At 47.0% G+C, this 18811-nt stretch carries 11 protein-coding genes; 7 read left to right on the top strand and 4 right to left on the bottom strand.

Features of this window, described 5'->3' with window-relative positions; translation table 11 throughout:
- Nucleotides 1-249: 249 nt before the first annotated feature.
- Nucleotides 250-1329, top strand: coding sequence for a PIN/TRAM domain-containing protein (locus QUA03_RS08610; RefSeq protein ID WP_333211280.1), 1080 nt, complete (start codon nt 250-252; stop codon nt 1327-1329).
- A gap of 12 nt (nt 1330-1341) precedes the next feature.
- Nucleotides 1342-1527, top strand: coding sequence for a hypothetical protein (locus QUA03_RS08615; RefSeq protein ID WP_333211282.1), 186 nt, complete (start codon nt 1342-1344; stop codon nt 1525-1527).
- Between the two features lie 111 nt (nt 1528-1638).
- Here QUA03_RS08615 and QUA03_RS08620 read toward each other — a convergent pair whose 3' ends face one another.
- Both QUA03_RS08620 and QUA03_RS08625 read right to left on the bottom strand, forming a co-directional pair.
- Nucleotides 1639-2211, bottom strand: a complete 573-nt coding sequence (locus tag QUA03_RS08620) for a Uma2 family endonuclease (RefSeq protein WP_333211283.1) — start codon at nt 2209-2211, stop codon at nt 1639-1641.
- Nucleotides 2212-2301: 90 nt separating this feature from the next.
- Nucleotides 2302-4512 (bottom strand): Tex family protein, encoded by a 2211-nt coding sequence (locus QUA03_RS08625; protein WP_333211285.1) that lies wholly within the window; start codon nt 4510-4512, stop codon nt 2302-2304.
- A 155-nt stretch (nt 4513-4667) separates the two neighbouring features.
- Here QUA03_RS08625 and QUA03_RS08630 point away from each other — a divergent pair, with 155 nt between their 5' ends.
- Nucleotides 4668-5507: a Uma2 family endonuclease gene (locus tag QUA03_RS08630; protein WP_333211287.1), complete on the top strand. Its 840-nt coding sequence runs from the start codon at nt 4668-4670 to the stop codon at nt 5505-5507.
- 55 nt (nt 5508-5562) lie between these two features.
- Here the strand turns inward: QUA03_RS08630 and QUA03_RS08635 are convergent, their stop codons facing one another.
- Nucleotides 5563-6540 carry a class II fructose-bisphosphate aldolase gene (locus tag QUA03_RS08635; RefSeq protein WP_333211289.1) on the bottom strand — a complete coding sequence of 326 codons (978 nt, stop codon included), beginning with the start codon at nt 6538-6540 and terminating at the stop codon, nt 5563-5565.
- 294 nt (nt 6541-6834) lie between these two features.
- Nucleotides 6835-7569 carry a phosphoadenylyl-sulfate reductase gene (locus tag QUA03_RS08640; RefSeq protein ID WP_333211291.1) on the bottom strand — a complete coding sequence of 245 codons (735 nt, stop codon included), beginning with the start codon at nt 7567-7569 and terminating at the stop codon, nt 6835-6837.
- Nucleotides 7570-8502: 933 nt separating this feature from the next.
- On the opposite strand from QUA03_RS08640, the gene QUA03_RS08645 reads away from it, so the two are divergent.
- From QUA03_RS08645 to QUA03_RS08660, 4 genes are all read left to right on the top strand, one after another.
- A complete protein-coding gene (locus tag QUA03_RS08645; protein WP_333211293.1) occupies nt 8503-8868 on the top strand; it encodes a response regulator in 366 nt (121 codons plus the stop codon).
- A 253-nt stretch (nt 8869-9121) separates the two neighbouring features.
- Entirely contained in the window at nt 9122-9625 is a 504-nt protein-coding gene (locus tag QUA03_RS08650; protein ID WP_333211295.1) for a chemotaxis protein CheW, read from the top strand.
- A gap of 90 nt (nt 9626-9715) precedes the next feature.
- Entirely contained in the window at nt 9716-15508 is a 5793-nt protein-coding gene (locus tag QUA03_RS08655) for a PAS domain S-box protein (RefSeq protein ID WP_333211297.1), read from the top strand.
- A gap of 238 nt (nt 15509-15746) precedes the next feature.
- Complete coding sequence (locus QUA03_RS08660) at nt 15747-18617, top strand: hybrid sensor histidine kinase/response regulator (protein ID WP_333211298.1); 2871 nt, start codon at nt 15747-15749, stop codon at nt 18615-18617.
- Nucleotides 18618-18811 lie beyond the last annotated feature (194 nt).

Below are 18811 nucleotides of genomic sequence, written 5' to 3' on the forward strand. Positions count from 1 at the left end.
CTCATACCAGTTTTAATCAACCAAAATCCCCGAACATCCCGCAGGGCGGTCTATTCGCACTTCGTGCCTGCTTTGGGTCCGGCGTAGTAAATTTCGAGCGCCTCCCTGGCACATCCCCCAAAGGGTACAACCGCGAAATATAAGTTTATGAAAATCCCTGAGTAAATAGGGCGATATCCGACCAAAGCATGAAAACAAGTATCAGCACTGCAAAGATATAATGTGAATAAATTCATTAACCTAGAACTAATGCTAGACGCAATCATAATAATCTCATTCATAATCGCAGGCGGAGGCATCGGCTATTACGGAGTCGAACTCCTGCCGAGCAATCTCCTGCAGCAAGTTACAAATATACAAGGCTTAAGTTCTGTACTAGGTTCCTTTGGAGCATTAATCGGCTTCGTGATGGGATTAGTGGCTCAAACAACCTATCGGCGCTTGGAAAAACAAGTCCGCGATATGCCAGTGGAGATGCTGCTGACGCGGGCGATCGGCTTAATCATCGGACTGCTAGTAGCAAACTTAATGCTGGCTCCGCTTTTCCTACTGCCAATTCCGCGCGAGTTCGGCTTCATCAAACCTCTAGTCGCAGTCTTGGGTAGCGTCATGTTCGGCTTCACAGGCGTCAGTTTGACCGACACTCACGGCCGCGCTTTCTTGCGGCTGATCAACCCCAAAAGCTTTGACACGGTGTTGGTAGCCGAAGGTACTTTCAAACCAGCAACTGCCAAAGTTGTCGATACTAGCTGCATTATTGACGGCAGAATTGAAAACTTGCTAGAAACAGGTTTTCTCGAAGGTCAAATTATCGTGCCGCAATTCGTTCTCCAAGAACTGCAACTGGTAGCTGATTCCGCCAACGATCAAAAGCGAGTGCGCGGACGCCGCGGCTTAGATGTACTCAACCGCATCAAAGAAACATATCCAGAACGGATTCAAATTCACTCGGCTGACTACGAAGATATTGCCACAGTCGATGCGAAATTAGTCCGTTTCGCTTTGGATATAGACGGCATTTTGCTCACCAACGATTACAACTTATCAAAAGTAGCTACCGTCCAAAAACTGCCGGTTTTGAATATCAACGATTTGACTCATGCGGTGCGCCCCACTTATTTGCCGGGAGATACGATCGAACTAAAAATCCGCAAAGAAGGCAAAGAACCCTCTCAGGGAATCGGTTACTTGGATGACGGCACAATGGTTGTCGTAGAAGCAGGAAGCAGCTATGTCGGCGGCGAAGCCCGAGTCGTAGTCACCAGCGCCCTGCAAACTAGCGCCGGCCGCATGATATTCGCCCGCCCTCAAGAGTCCGTTATTGTTTGAAACTGAGTAACCATGGCCAGGGCAATCAGAATCAAATATTGCGATCGCTGTTCCCAATCTGCCCCGACTCTTTACCGCGCCCGGTATGACGAGTCGGGGCAGTGGTTTTTTTTGTGTCTTAAATGTTGGGAATCGGTAAGTAAAAACAATCCTTTCTACTTCTACGGCGGCACTTGGAAAGCTAGCAAGAAAAAATAACAATTACCAGCTTGTTCTTCTTTTCTCTTCCTTCGCGTCCTTCGCGTCTTCGCGGTTCAATATCTCAAGATCTAATTCCGCATTATTCCAGTGATTCTGGAGTAATTAGAATCAACCAATCTCGATCGCATCTTCATACAAGGTTTCAATCGCACAGCTAAAATTAACGCTAGCAAACTGAACTTCTTGTCCTTGACTGTAAGGATAAAGCACCCACAAACCCTCTGCATTCCGGCGAAAACACTCTACACTAACTCTTTCTTGATTGATTAATACATACTCTTGCAAACTGTCTGAAGTTCGGTAGTCGGCAAACTTTTCGCCTCTGTCAAAAGCCGCTGTACTCGACGATAAAACTTGCACAATTAAGCGCGGGTAGATAATGAAATCTTCATCAGCATTTTTGTCTCGTTCATCGCAACTCACCGCTACATCGGGATAGTAATAACAATTGGCCGCCTCAATCCGAACTTTCATATCTGCCATGTAAGTTATGCAGCCACTCCCCCGAAGATGATTTCTCAACAAACTTGCTGTATTGACACTAATGATGACATGAGCTTTTTTTGCGCCTGTCATTGCATAGATTTCACCTTGTCTGTACTCGTGTTTGATCGGGCTGACTTTCTCGCCTGCTAAATAGTCTTCGGGGGAGACGTAGGTGTCGTTTTTACTTGCCACCATATAATTTTGAGGTTGGTGAGGATTACATAATTATAGTCGTAGCTTGCGGGGCGGGACGCCATCGCCCTTTTTCAGCTTTCCCCCAAACTGTTAACGTCGGCGCGGGGCCGGAAGCCTCGCACTATTGCCATTTTGCGGTTGCGGTTTTTCTTGCAGCTTCATTGTCAAACTAACCCGCTTTAACTTCTCATTCACCTCCAAAACCCGCACTTTCACAACTTGTCCGACTTTAACAATCTGTTTGGGGTCATCTACGAAGCGATCGGCTAATTGAGAAACGTGAACCAAACCATCTTGGTGCACTCCCACATCAACAAAGGCTCCAAAGTTAGCTACATTAGTGATTATGCCTTCTAATTCCATCCCAACTTGCAAATCGGAGATTTCTTTGATTCCTGCTTGGAAAGTGGCATATTTAAACTCGGCGCGCGGGTCTCTTCCCGGTTTTTCTAGTTCGGAAATAATGTCTCGGAGTGTTGGTTCACCCACTTTTTCAGTGACATATTTCTTGATGTTTACAGTCTTGATTTTTTCCGATATTTGTGTTATTCCTGTCAGCGGCAAGTCTAAATCCTTGGCGATCGTCTGCACGACAGGATAACTTTCGGGATGAACTGCTGTATTGTCTAGGGGGTTTTCGCCACCGCGAATGCGGAGAAACCCGGCTGCTTGTTCAAAAGCTTTTGGGCCGAGTTTGGGAACTTTCAGGAGTTGGCGGCGATTTTTAAAAGCGCCGTTTTCGTTGCGGTAATTAACGATATTTTTGGCAACAGTTGCCGTCATTCCTGACACAAATGTCAGCAGTTCTTTGGAGGCTGTGTTTAAGTCAACTCCGACATAATTAACGCAGCTTTCGACTGTTTCGTCGAGTTTCTTTTTGAGCAGTTTTTGGTCAACATCGTGCTGGTATTGACCGACTCCTATTGATTTCGGGTCGATTTTCACGAGCTCGGCGAGCGGGTCTTGCAAGCGCCGTCCGATGCTGACTGCGCCGCGGACGGTGATGTCGAGGTCTGGAAATTCGGTGATCGCCACTTCGCTTGCTGAATAAATCGATGCACCGGATTCATTCACCATGACTTTAATCGGTTTTCTTTCCATTTCTGCCAAAACTTCCGAAACAAATTCGTCTGTTTCCCGGGAAGCTGTACCGTTGCCGATCGCGATTAATTCAATTTTATACTTTTCAATTAAATGCTTGACAATTTTACCAGCTTGTTGTCGCTGAGCGGCTGCTTGGTGGGGGAAAATGGCTTGATATTCTAAAAATTGCCCGGTTTCATCGAGGGCGGAAACTTTGCACCCCGTGCGAAATCCCGGATCGATCGCTAGTGTCGGTTTCATCCCCGCCGGCGCCGACAGCAGCAACTCGCGGAGGTTGGTTTCAAAAGTGGCGATGGACTCGATATCAGCGACGGCTTTGTTGTGCGATCGCACTTCTGTAATTAACGAAGTCTTCATCAGTCGGTTGAAGGCATCCTTCAAAGTCGATCGATAAAACTCTTTAACTTCCGGTATCCTAGTTCTAATTTCCTGAGCTTCCAAATAAGCCATCACTGCGGATTCATCAAAAGCCAGTTCCAAATCTAACACTCCTTCCGTTTCCCCGCGAAACAGCGCTAACATATTGTGCGACTGAACGCTTCTCGCTGCAACTTGATAATTGCGGTACATTTCAAATTTAGTGCTTCCTTCCGGGAAATCCTCTTTAATTTTAGAGACAAAGACTCCGGTTTTCATTAAAAACTCTCGCAAATAAGCCCGCAACTCTGCTTTTTCCGAAACCGCTTCCGCCAAAATATCCGCAGCACCTTTGAGAGCTTCTTCTGCTGTTTTAACTCCCTTTTCTTCCGAAATGTATTTAGCTGCTTCCGCCTCAAAGTCTGCTGGTTTAGCCGTCGGTAAGTTCAGAGACTTGATAAATTCTGCCAGCGGTTCCAAACCTTTTTCCCTAGCAATTGTCGCGCGCGTCCGCCGCTTGGGTTTGTAAGGCAGATAAAGGTCTTCGAGTTCGTTTTTTTGCAAACACGATTCGATTTTCGCTTGCAATTCTTCAGTGAGTTTCCCCTGAGAGCTAATCGTCTCTAAAATCGATTTTTTGCGCTCTTCAATTTCCGTCAGATAGGTGAAGCGATCGGAGATGTCTCGCAACTGAATCTCATTCAGCAAATCCGTGCGTTCTTTGCGGTAGCGGGCAATAAACGGAATAGTTGCTCCCTCTGCGAAAAGTTCCAGAGCATTATTGACTTGAGACAGATTAATGGAAAGTTCTTGAGCAATCAGTTGAGGAATGTCGATCATAGTGCAGAAGTTCGGGTCAGTCGATTTTAGATTTTAGATTGACTTCACGGAAGAGAGGAAGAAAAGTTTGAAATAAACGTTTTACAGGGTGTTTGCGCTCGTCCTGCAAGTATAAAAATGATGTTAGCATAAATGCAGTCATTGCTCAATATTATATGTTTCCTTTTAAATATCCTGTGCCGCAAACAGATCCGCCGCGATCGCCCAGAGAAACGCTGCCGACGATGTACGATTTACCCAGCGAAGACCCGGAGCAACCTGGTTTGCCTGACGAATTTCACGATTTGCAGCCGCAGTTGTTGAGCCTGACCTTTCGACCTCGGAATTATCCGGCTTCTGAGATATTTAGCGGCACCGACATGAACCTTTATTATGACGTGCATCACACTCTGTGGCACAAGCCGCCGGATTGGTTTGGAGTTGTGGGAGTTCCCCGACTTTACGATCGATCCGAACTGCGGATGAGTTATGTTACTTGGCAGGAAGGCGTGAATCCTTTTGTAATTGTAGAACTGCTCTCGCCAGGAACGGAAAAAGAAGATTTAGGCGACAATACCGATGAAGAAAATTTGCCACCTCAGTCGGGAAACACTGCGGGTAACGGGCAAGTTTTGGAGGACGAGACGAAGGAGGAACCGCCGAGAAAATGGGAGGTTTACGAGCAAATTTTGCGGGTTCCTATTTATGCAGTTTTCAGCCGCTATACTAACAAATTGCGAGTGTTTGAATTGAAGGGCGGACACTATCAAGAATTAGAATTGCCCGAGTCGCGAGTGTGGATTGCTGACCTAAATTTGGGCTTGGGTTTGTGGCAAGGAGAGTTTCAGGGAATCGATCGACTGTGGTTGCGCTGGTATGATGTTGATGGTAATTGGATTCTCACTGAAGCGGAACAGCAACGGCAGCGGGCTGAGTCAGCGGAAGCTCAATTACAGTCTTTAATTCGGCGGCTGCGGGAATCTGGCATCGATCCTGATAAATTGTTAAACGGTTAAAGAGGACTAAAGTCCTGACTAAAAACTGGTTCGCCGTCAGGACGTTAGTTTTTTTTTACTTCAACATAAGACTGAAGGCCTCACTATAGGCAGGCTTTAACATTTGATCAAAACTTGATTGGTTGCGGCTTATTTCTTTGTTGCTGGTACTCTGGTCAGTCAAGTCATCCGCGTAGGGAGATTGATGCAAATAAGCTTTACCGACAGAACCGAAAAGTTGCAGTTTGTCAGAAATGACCGATTGCATAGCAGCGATAGCTTTTTCCATTATTTCCAACAAATCCGGATGTGGCTCAGAAATGTTACTTTTTAACACGTCCATATAAGCTTCGCGAACTTCCGTATTCACATTAAATTTAGATACTCCGAATTTAATACATTGATGAATCATTGAGTTCGGCAAACCGCTCGCCCCGTGCATCACTAACGGCACTGAAACAGCAGCCCGGATTTTTGCCAGACGCGAAAAATCGAGTTTGGGTTGGCTTAAATATTTGCCGTGAACGTTACCAATTGTTACGGCTAAAAAATCCACCTTAGTTTCTTTGATAAAGTCTACTGCTGCTACTGGATCTGTCATCCTTGTGGCTTTCTCATCGATTGTCAAACCTTCTTCCCTGCCACTAATTCTGCCGATTTCTGCTTCAACTGCCGCACCGTTAGCGTGGGATAATTTAGTCATTTCCCGGGTAAATATTAAGTTTTGTTCGTAGGGCAAAGGAGAACCGTCTGCCATAATTGATTTAATGCCGGCGGCTAGACCGACGTGAATATCTTTTTCTGAGGTGCCGTGATCTAAGTGTACTGCGATCGGTACTAAAGATGTGCGGGCAGCTTTGATGCACAGCGCGACTAAAGGCGACTTTCCGTATAGGAGGGCGCTGGGGTGAATTTGCAGTATCGCAGGACTGTCCAGCGCTTCGGCCGCATTGATGACGGCTTTTACTCCTTCGAGGTTGTAGACGTTAAAAGCGCCGATCGCATAAGCCTTTCTCCGGGCCGTGTTCAGCAATTCGCGAGTTGAGACAAGCATAATAGTACCTGCTTTAAAAACTTTTCTGAATGTTGATCATTCTATCAAAGTTCAAGGGCAGGCTCAGCGTAATTTCTGTTTATTTTAATTGCGAATCCTTCCGCTACTATTTATTCTGACTATCGATCATTTTATCAAAGTTCAAGGGCAAGCTCAGCGTAACTTTTGTTTATTTTAATTGCGAATTCTTCCGCTACTATTTATGTTGTGAAGTGCATTTATTCTTGGGTAGGGTGCGCTAGGCGCACCAAACAAATAGTAGGGTGCGCTAGGTGCACCCCACTAAGTGATTTACTATTTTTGGGCGTTACCTGCGTGCAAACCGCACTCTTTTACGGTCGCTTCTTCCCACCACCAGCGACCTTCGCGTTCGTGTTGGTTCGGCAATACCGGTTTTGTACAAGGTTCGCAACCAATACTTACAAAACCGCGTTCGTGCAACTTGTTGTAAGGCACATCCAAAGCGCGAATGTATTCCCAAACCTCTGCCGAAGACCAGTTTGCTAAGGGGTTGAATTTAATTAATTCATGGTCAGGAGTTGAGAATGCAGTGTCAACTTCAATAACCGGAATACCGTTGCGGGTACTGGGACTTTGGTCTTTCCGCTGACCGGTAATCCAAGCATCAAGAGTATTCAATTTGCGGCGCAGCGGCTTGACTTTCCGGACGCCACAGCATTCTTTGTGACCGTCTTGATAAAAACTAAACAATCCCTTTTCTTCTACTAGGGCTTGTACTTCGGCTGCATCGGGAAACATTACTTCTAATTTAATGCCGTAATGTTTTCTGACTTGATCCAAAAACTGATAAGTTTCCGAGTGCAATCGTCCGGTGTCTAGGGTGAAAACGCGGAAGTTTTTGGTAATTTTTGAGGCAATATCGATCAGAACTACATCTTCAGCCCCGCTGAAAGAAATGGAGATATTGTCAAAATTTTCTAGGGCAAATTTGAGAATGTCTCGCGGTGTTTTTTGACTGTATTCTGATTCTAGGGCGGCAATGTTGAGATTTCTTTGGATGGCAACCATATTTTCGGGTTTTCGGTGTTCTTTTCCTCTAGCCCTTTATTATAGCCGATCGCCGTCTCTCCCTCGCCGACTAATTTGACAATCAAGCAATGTCGTCCGGGGCTCCCGGATTCATCCGTGAAGCGAGGAAAAAGCTCCGACTGCTCATCACCGGCCCCCAGATTTATCAGCGCGAGCACTTTCTTCAAATCTAAAATCTAAAATCTAAAATCTAAAATCGATTGACCGCATCTTTCCGCAGTCTTTTCGGCGGGGTTCACAATCAAGCTCAAGGATTGATATCGCCTGCTGGCAGTAGTTTTGGTGAACTCAACACTCCTCTACTGGGTCAAATGGGACTATCGCGCGGTCAATTTATTTTGCCTCCAAATTATAAAGCACAGACAATAAAATTCTTTAAATGTCATTGTTACCCTCCTAAAATTAAGCTTGTATTATTAATTACAAAATAGCGCTAGCTCAGAAATATAGCGCTGTATATTAAGTGAACAAAGTTTCTCTCACTGCCATAACTTCCCCCGTCATAGCTACTTTTGAGTGACCGTTATTGGCACTAATTAAATCAATTAGCTAGCATTATTTATGCAATAAAATTAACTAGATAGTTGGGAACAAATTTCAAAAATATACGTAGAAAATATCGCTTTAGTACCCCAAGCGCTCCTTCTACTAAGAGTTGTTGGTTTCAACACAGCCAATCACCAAAAATCAATTACTAATTGCCGATTAATTTATTCAGAGCTATTCCGTTAGCAAAGTAAATTTTTATCGCTTTTTATCGCTTACAGCTAACCTTCAGCCATACGATCGGCTATATTGTATTTAGAAGTACATTAATTTGTCCGCAAAGCGGTATAGTCCCATCGCCGCCGGTCGCGCCAGCTTCTGAATAAACGTAGTCCGCTGTCAGTAACAGCAAGGAAGTGTGGAATTATGTCAAAAATTTTAGTAGTGGACGACGTAAAGAGCGAACTAGAAATCATCTGTCGCATTCTTCAAGATGCCGGATTGGATGTGATGCGGGCAGGTGACGGCGAAGAAGCGATCGCCATGATCCGCAAAACTCCTCCGGCTTTGGTCGTTTTAGATGTAGTGATGCCACGAATGAATGGGTTTGAAGTGATCAGAGAATTGCGGGGCGATCGCACAACTGCCAAATTGCCCGTAGTATTTTGTACTCATAAAAACACAGAGATCGATAAAGCTTGGGGAACTGATTTAGGGGCCGATGCTTACGTCAGCAAACCCTTTGAACCTCAGCAACTCGTCCACATAGTGCAGCGTCTGCTTTCGGCGTAAACAAAATATAAATTCATCGACCGCTTCCCAAAAAACATTATACAGATAAACCCCGTTTTTTTAATAGACAGGGTTTTTGAACCACATAAAAGTTTATGTTTAATGATAAAAACCTGCTTATTTTACGCCACCGTGATTTATTTAACGGGTACATTTGAGCCACCCAAACTGATGGTGAAAAATTTGATGGGCGATCGGCTTTAGGGTCGCAAAACTCTAATTGGTAAGCTACACTATAAACTAAAAATAAGCCATGAAAATAACGGCTCCCCCCGCTGGGGGGAATCAGACAAGTGCAACAAAGCAATTTCTCTTGTTCGGTCAAGGAGGCAGTCTGTTCGGCATAGAATTAGATGCAGTGCGGGAAGTCCTTTCACTCAAGGAACAACCGATTTCCCTGGTTCCCAATACCCAGCCATTTTTGCTGGGATTAACCAACTTGCGGGGCGAAATCTTAGCAGCAGCAGACTTTGGACTGTTTATCGGTATTGAGTCTGTTGACACCTACCACCCAAACAGCCGCATCTTAGTGGTAGAAGCGCCTGATCCACGAGACGTGAGATTGTTATCGAAAATGCGCCTGGGATTAGCTGTCTCCCGCGTCGAAGGAGTTTTACCTCTCAATCCCGATCGCATTGTCTCAGCACTAGATGTCAGTCCCGACCTAGCTCCATTCTTAAAAGGTCTGTACAATTCCGAAGGACGCTTGCTAATGATTGTCGATGTAGAAGCGATCGCCCATTCCGAACGCTGGTAAAAATCCGCCATACACATAAGTCTGCAACGGCTTTGCATCTATAAATTTAACTAACGATCGCCCGCATCCGATTTGCCAATCCTTAATCTTATGATCAAACTTCTCTATACTTGGCTCGCAACAACTTTCACCCTGACATTGCCTGACTTGTCCCCATCGCTGGTAGCTGGGGCGGCTAATATCATTATTTCTGGATGTTACTTTGCCATCGCTTGGCTAATCAGCTTAGGTTTGTGGCGAAACCGTCAATTCGGGTTCGACATCTTCGCCACAGTCACAGCAGGCATATTTTGGACTTGCGCTTTCGGCCACAGCGGCCACGCCGCCGAATACCTAGGACTGCCGCACTCTCCGGTAGTGCAAACTGTGTTCGATTGGATCACTGTCATTGCGGCGATCGCTTTTTTGAGTTTGTCCAACCGCTACGGCTTCTTAGTAGGTTCCACCCGTATCCTTAACGCTAAAAAAGAAACAGAACAAGCGCTGAGCGAAACTACCCAGCGATTTCACGCCATCTTCGACCAAGCTTTTCAAGCGATCGCATTATTGGATGCAGACGGTACTCTGATCGAAGCCAATCAGACAGCGCTAAAATTGGGCAATTTCCCAGCATCAGAAGTGCTGGGAATGAAATTTTGGCTGACACCAGGCTGGGCATCATCCCCAACAAACCAGCAGCGCCTAAAAACGAACATTCAACAAGTTTCGGTCGGTAATTTTGTCCGGGAAGAATACGAAATCACCGGAGCTAACAACCAGGTAACAGTAATTGACTTGTCGTTTAAGCCGCTGTTAAATGCAACAGGAGAAGTATTTCAAATACTCGCAGAAGGCCGGGAGATTACCAAGCGCAAACAGGCCGAAGCCGCCTTGCAGCAGCTAAGCGCAGAACTAGAGCAGCGAGTGAATGAAAGAACCGAGCAGATACTGCAAACTAACGCACAATTGGAACAGGAAATTCTCGACCGCACCGCAGCCCAAGAGCAATTAAAAGCCTCAGAACAATTCTTAAACAACATCCTCAACAGCATCCCAGACCCGCTTTACGTCAAAGACCAACAGCACCGCTGGATAACATTAAATGATGCCTTTTGTCAATACATAGGTCACAGTAGAGAAGAACTAATTGGCCAATGCTACGACCAGTTTTTGCCCAAAGAGGAAGCAGAGAAATATCGAGAAAAAGACGAATTAGTTTTCTTAACAAATACCAGCAGCGAAGTCCAAAAAACCATCCAAGATCCAGCAGGAAATACCCGCTTTCTCTCCGCCAAAAAATCTATTTTTGTAGATACCGACGGCAGGAAATTTCTCGTTTCCGCGATGAGAGATATCACCAAGCGCGTGCAAATGGAAGAACAACTGCGGCACACACTCGCAGAAGCACAAAGCTCCCAAAGCTTGCTGCGGACAGTCATTGACGCTACGCCAGACTGCATCTTTGTCAAAGATAGAAACTCGCGCTATACCCTAGTCAATGCAGGTTTCGCCGCCGCCTTCGGTAAAACTCAAGCAGAAATTATCGGCAAAGACGACGCAGAAATCGGCATATCGGTCGATCGCATCTTCCCCAACTTCCACGCCCAAACTGATTCCGAGAACCAAATCCAAAACTTTCGGGCCGGCAAGCACCTCGCCCCCGCTTCCAACGACTTAGGCACCTTAGCCGACGGTAAAGTACACAGCTTCGACACCCTGAAATTGCCCCTCAAAGATGCAGAAGGCAATATTTTAGGAATGCTCGGCTTGGCGCGCGACATCACAGATCGCCGGAAATCTGAACAAGAACTCTTGCGGTTCAAAGCAATTTTAGAAACCACAACAGACTGGGTAGGCATAGCCGACACCCAACAGCGCACCATTTATCTCAACCGCGCCGCCAGAGAAATGTTGGGAGTTGGCTCTGACGCAGATTTAACCCGAATCAACATTTCTGACCTGACATCCCCCAAAAGTATCGACACTATTGTGAACGTCGGCATCCCCGCAGCTTCCCGGGACGGGGCGTGGAGTGGCGAGACTGTTTGGCAGAGTTTAGACGGCGAAGAAATACCAGTTTCTCAAGTAATTGTTGCCCACAAATCCGAGAATTCAGAAGTTGAATTTCTCTCAACGATCGCCCGCAACATTACAGAACGCAAGCGCGCAGAAGAAGCATTGCAGCAGAACTTGCAAATGCTCGACCTTGCCAGCGACGCCTTGATCGTTCGCGATATAGACGGCACGATTAATTATTGGAGTCAGGGAGCCGAACGGATGTACGGCTGGACAAAAAAAGCAGCCTTGGGAAAAGTCACCCATACTCTATTGCACACCATTTTTCCCCAGCCTCTAACAGCAATTTCGGCACAGTTAGAAGATCAAGATTATTGGGAAGGAGAAGTAATTCACACCACAAATCATGATACCAAAATTACCGTATTTAGTCGCTGGAATTTGCAGCGGGACGAAAAGGGTAAACCCAAAGCCATTTTAGAAACTAACAACGACATTACGGGTCGAAAGCAAGCCGAAATTGAAAAACAAAGATTGATTTCCATCGTAGAAAGCAGCTCGGATTTTATCGGCACGGCAACCCTGGATGGAGAGGCAACATACCTGAATCCCGCTGGAATGGAATTAGTAGGATTGCCAAATATTGAAGAAGTCAAAAATAAAAGTGTTTATGAGTTCTTCTGTGCAGAAGATGTTAAGTTTTTCCAAGAAGAAATCCTGCCGCCTACTGTGCGAGACGGTTTTTGGCAGGGTGAATTCCGCTTGAGGAACTTTCAAACTGGCGAAAACATTCCGGTTGACTTCACCATATTTACCGTCAAAAACCCAGAAACCGGCGAGCCTATCGGGTTGGCAACAGTTACTCGCGACATCAGCGATCGCAAACGCGCACAAGAGATGCTGCGCGATCGCGAAAGACTATTCCGAGCCATTTTCGACCAATCGTTCCAATTCATAGGTCTGCTCAAACCGGACGGCACCGTTTTGGAAGCCAACCAAACAGCCCTGGCCGCCGCAGGCCTGCAAAGCGAAGAAATAATAGGCACTCCGTTTTCCGAAACCCTGTGGTGGCAGATTTCCCCAGAAACCAAGCAACAGATACAAGAAGCCATCGCCGCAGCCGCAGCCGGCGAGGTAGTCCGTTACGAAGTGGATGTGCTAGTTGCCAACGGTGCAGTGGCGACCGTTGACTTCTCGATCAAACCCATCACAGACGAGAGTGGTAAAGTCTTGATGCTAATTCCAGAAGGCCGCGACATCAGCGATCGCAAAGCCCTAGAACGAGAATTAGTTTTGCGTCAAACCCGCTTTGACGCCTTTTTCAAAGCAGCCCCGGCCTCAATGTTTATTTTTGATGAGCAGTTGCGCTTCGTGCAAGTTAACGAGAAATTAGCGGAAACCACCGGCCCCTCAATTGCCGAACACCTCGGCAAGACGGTGAGGGAAGTGGTACCCGAAATGCTCGAAACCCTAGAGCCGATGTTGCAGCAAGTTCTTGTCACCAACCAACCGTTTTTAAACATAGAGGTTTCGGGTACAACTCTCAACCAACCGGGCGTTATCCGAGATTGGCTAGCCTCATACTTTCCTTTGCCCGGAGCTGACGGCAAACCCATCGGTGTCGGAGGTGTGGTGTTCGAAATTACCGATCGCAAAAAAGCAGAAGAAGAGCGCGATCGATTTTTTACCCTTTCCCTAGACTTGATTTGTATTATAGATTTTGAAGGCAAATTCAAGCGCATCAATCCGTCTTGGGAAAAGACACTCGGCTACGCAGCGCTTGAACTCGAAGACAGCTATTATATCGATTTAGTCCATCCAGACGATCACGAATCTACCCTAGAACAAGCGGAAAAAGTAGCCAGTGGCTCCGAATTAAAGTCTTATGAAAATCGCTACCGTTGCAAAGACGGTTCCTACAAGTGGCTGTCGTGGAAAGTGCGACCTGAAACCGAACAAAAGCTCATGTATGCAGTCGCTCGCGACGTTACCGAAAGCAAACAGGCGATGGTGCAATTAGAAACAACAACAGCCCAATTAGCGAGTTCCGAAGAGCAATTTCGCCAGCAAAGCAATCTCTTGCAACTGCTAATAAACAGCATTAGCGACGGCATAATTGCTGCCGACGAAAATAACAATTTTATTTTGTTCAACCCCGCCGCAGAAGATATGTTTGGCATGGGTGCGACAGATTCTATTCTCAACGAATGGTCGGCAAAATACGGTTTATTCTTGCCCGATACCGTAACTCCCTATCCCCCAGGCGAAATACCTTTAGCGCGCACGGTTCGAGGAGAAGTAGTTGACGACGTAGACATTTTCACCCGCCACGCAGGCAAGCCAGAGGGTGTGTGGGTGAAAGTTAACGGCCGGCCGATCAAAGACGAAACTGGGGCGCTTAAAGGCGGCGTAGTCGTTTGCCGAAATATCACTGAACAAAGAGCATCCCAGCAGCGAATGCAGGAGTTAGCCGAGGCACAGGAACGCTTGCTGCAAGAACTCAAAACGCGGCAAAATGCCCTAGATGAATCGGCGATCGTCAGCGAAACCGATATCCAAGGCATGATTACCTACGTCAACGACGGATTCATTGAAATCTCCGGTTACAGCATGGGAGAACTCCTGCACCGCAACCACCGCCTCGTCAATTCCGGCTACCATCCCAAATCATTTTTTGAAGAAATGTGGGTGACACTTTCTCGCGGTTTGGTGTGGAAAGGGGAAATCAAAAACCGACGCAAAGATGGCTCGTTTTACTGGGTAGATTCGACGATCTCCCCCATTTTTGATACCAGTGGCAAAATAGTCAAATATATCGCCATTCGCTTTGACATCACCGAGCGCAAAGAAGCAGAAGAACGACTAGGAAAATTGGCAGCAGAACGTAAAGCTGAAGCTGATTCTCTGACGCAGCAAGTCCTTAAATTGTTGGGAGAAATTAAAGGCGCGGCTCAAGGCGACTTGACAGTCAGGGCGGAAGTGACTAACGACGTTTTAGGTGCTGTGGCCGACTCTTTCAACTTCTTAATCGGTTCTCTGCGGAAAGTGGTAACGGGAATTCAAACTTTAGCCGAACAGGTAACATCTGCCACCGACGAGTCAATTAACAATACCAGTCAACTCACCCAACAGGCGGAAATTCAAGCAGCAAAAATATCTGCCATCATGCGCGAAATCGAGCGGATTGTGAATTCGATCCGCGACGTGCGAGATGTTTCGGTGCGCGCCGAAACAGTGGCTCAGCAGTCTTCTCAAACGGCTGAAGTCGGCGGTATGGCGGTCGATCGAGCTGTCGAAGGCATTAACGGGCTCCGGTTGACGATCGCCTCTACCTCGAAAATGATGAAGCGTTTGGGCGAATCTTCGCAGCAAATTGGCAAAATTGTGACTTCGATTTCTCAACTTGCTTCGCAAACTAATTTATTAGCTCTGAATGCTACTATTGAGGCGGCGCGAGCCGGCGAACAAGGTTTAGGCTTTGCAGTTGTTGCCGAAGAAGTGCGGAAATTAGCAGAAAGATCCGCCGGCGCTACTGAGGAAATCTCCGAAATTGTCGGTACAATTCAAGAAGAAATCAGTCGCGTGATGAAGGCAATGGAATCGGGGACGCTGGAGGTAGTGGAAGGCACTAAGCTGGCAAGCGAAGCTAAAACTCACCTCAATGCCATCATCGAAGTTAGTCGAGAAATGAATGCTTTGGTGCAGAATATTACTATCGCATCTGCCAAGCAAACCGTTTCGGCTGAGGGAATTGCTAACAGTATGCAGCAAGTCAACGAGATTGCTAATACGACTGCACAAAAAGGTGCTGATGTCAAAGCATCTTTGGACGAGCTGTCTGGTTCTCTGGGCCAATTGCAAAAGTCGGTGGCGAATTTCCGCAGTTAGTTCAGTTGACTGTTAACAGTTGACAATTGACAGTTGACAGTTATACAAATCACTAATAACTATCGTTGTTGCCGGGGCGAGTTGACGAATATCCTGAATGCGAATTTATAGATAATCGTGAACCCACCCTGACAACAATTACAGTTAAATAACGGGGTACATATATAAAAAAACTGCCCACAGACAACTGTTAACTGCCAACAGTCAACAGTCAACAGACAACAGACAACAAACTAATATGAATGATGACGATTTAAACGAATTAATAGATGCTTTTACCGCAGAATGCGAAGAGTTTCTCCAGTCAATGGAGACGAATCTGCTGGCGATGGAAGCTGCGGGTTTGAAAGAGCGACAAGCGGCAGTTAAAGAAATGTTTCGCGCCGCTCACTCCATTAAAGGTGCGGGCTCGATGTTGGGCTTTCAAAACGTATCGGCGGCGGCTCACACGCTGGAGGACTGTTTTGTCATTTTGCGCGATCGCACAGACTTGTCAGCCCTGGAACCGACTACTGTGAGTGTTTTGCTGCAAGGGGTGGATGCTCTCAAAAAGATTACGATCGAATCAGTTCAACACTCCGATGTCACAACTCCGGATCAAACAGAAAACTTGGAGGCGATCGCCCAAATTTTCGATCAGTTCCAGGCCAAGTACGGCAACTCAGAACCGTCGCCAGTCCCCACAGTCAGCCAATCGACCGCCCCGGAAACCCTGAAACAGATTTTTGAACACCAAGTGCCGGCACTCTTCAATCGCCTAGAAACCGAGCTTTCCCAAGCTTCAGAGGCAGATTTGGCAACAAGCGTCACCGCCCTCAAGCAGGTTTACTACCAACTCTCCGGTTTGGCTGGAATGCTGCAATTGCCGGATTTTGCGAAAGTCGCTGCAGCCCTCAGCGCTTTGATCGACTCTCCTGACTTGACTCTACAACGGTTGCAATCCGAGGGTTGGGCGATCGCCCAAAACTTGCAAACCGCACGCCAACAAATATTGGAAGGAAGGGCGATCGACATCCCCGAAATCTCCCCCTCCCCGACTCCCCCCGACTCCCCGACTCCCCCGGAAATCTCCCCCTCCCCGACTCCCCCCGACTCCCCCCGACTCCCCGACTTCCCGACTCCCCCGGAAATCTCCCCATCCCCATCCCCAACTGTCCCCCCCTCTCCGACTCTCCCAGTCGCCAACCCGCAAAGGCCGACAATCCGGGTAGACTTAGAACGCTTAACTGAATTGGTGAATCTAGTCGGGGAATTAGTCATCAACCGTACAAATTTAGAACTTCAAGAATCCGAACTGCGCGGCGAAGTCAAGCGCATCCGCCGCAATATCGTAGATTTAAACCAATTCGGCGGTCAGTTGCGAGAAGAATACGACAGACTGAGCTTTGCAGAATGGAGAGGGGGAAACGGGAACTCTGGATTGGGAAAACTTGCAACAGAACCAGAATTCCCCATGATTGCTAACGGCAAATCCTCTCCGGTTCATGCTCACTTCGATATCTTAGAGATGGATCGTTATACAGAGTTCCACTCGACAGCCGCCGAAGTCATCGAAACTGCCCAAGCAATTTCTCACTCCGCCACCAAATTAGACACTTTAGCCATGAAATTCGAGCGCAGTACCGACCAACTGCGCCGCATTACCGAACAACTACGCAGCCGCGTTATGCAGTTGCGAGTCGTGAGTTTCAGTCGCGCCGTCGATCACTTGCCCAGAGCTCTGCGGGAGATGTGCCTCACATACGATAAAGATGTCAACCTGCTGCTAGTGGGAAGAGATACCAAAATTGACGAAAGTTTGCTGGATGCTTTGCGCGACCCTTTAATACACTTAGTGAGGAACGCTTTCGACCACGGCATCGAAATGCCCGAAGTTCGGAAAGCCAGCGGCAAGCCGGCCAGCGGTCAAATAGAAATAGAAGCCCGCCACCAAGGCGGCCAAACTATTATTACTGTCGCCGATGATGGCAAAGGCATTGACCCGGAAATGATCCGCCGTAAAGTTGTCACAAAGGGTTTGGCTACGGAGGAACAAGCTCAAGAATTTTCCATTGCCGAACTCTACGATTTTCTGTTTTGGCCGGGTTTCAGCACTACAGAAGGGGTCAGCGACCTTTCGGGGCGGGGAGTCGGGCTCGACGTGGTGCGAACAAATTTGCGGACTGTGCGGGGGACTGTGAAGGTAGACTCTCGCCTGGGAAAAGGTACGAGTTTTATTATCAAACTGCCGCTGCTGCTGTCGATTACTGATGCTTTGATGGTGAAGACCGATCACAATAAAATAGCAGTGCCGCTGGATGCAGTCGAAGAAATTCTGCACATTAAAGCCTCGGAAGTTCACATTGCGGGCAATCAGCCGATGCTGTGGTGGCGGGAGGAATTTATTCGTTTGGTGAGGATGCAAGATTTGCTCGAATACAGCGTCGTCGCGCCGGATGCCCCCTCTCCTGACCCTTTAAGCCTAGACGAAATTCCCGTCTTGGTTTTGGCTTCTACCGAAGGAATGCTGGCGGTGGCCGTGGAACGGCTGATCGGTCAGCAGGAAATTGTGGTTAAACCTTTGCCACCGCCTCTATCCAAGCCTCGCGGCGTTTTGGGGACTACGATTTTGGGGGACGGGCGCGTGGTGAACATTCTGGATGTGGATGATTTGGTGGGTCAACCTGTGGTAAATAGTTCGATCGCCGCTGTGTCAGGTAAAGTGAAGGAGATGCCGGCGAGTTCGAGTCAGTCACCACAGATTTTGGTAGTGGATGATTCCTATACAATTCGCCAGTTGCTGTCTATGACGCTGACTCGTGCTCGCTATCGGGTGGTACAGGCTAAAGACGGTGTGGATGCCTTGGAAAAGTTGCAAAATGGTCTTGATTGCAGTTTGGCGATCGTGGATATTGAAATGCCCCGGATGGATGGATTTGAATTGTTGCGATCGATCAGATCGACTGAGCGGTTTGCTAAGATTCCTGTAGCCATGCTGACATCCCGTAGCGGGGCAAAACATCGGCAAATGGCAATGGAATTAGGCGCAAATCAATATTTCACGAAACCTTACAGCGAAGCCCAACTTTTACAAGCTATCCCCAAATTAATCCACCAATCAATAATTTAATCCACAATCTCGAATTCCCATCAAATAATCCCTAATCTCAAACAAAACTTAGGCAAAAAATAATTCCACCCGCGAATTATAGTGCGAAGCTACGCAGCCGAATCACCTACTAAAATCCAAAAATATTAAATCTGAAATCCAATAATCTTCAATCTAAAATCTAAAATTTTATAATCTTCAATCTAAAATCTAAA

It is taken from the genome of Microcoleus sp. S36b_A4 (assembly GCF_036700645.1).
Lineage (GTDB): Bacteria > Cyanobacteriota > Cyanobacteriia > Cyanobacteriales > Microcoleaceae > Microcoleus.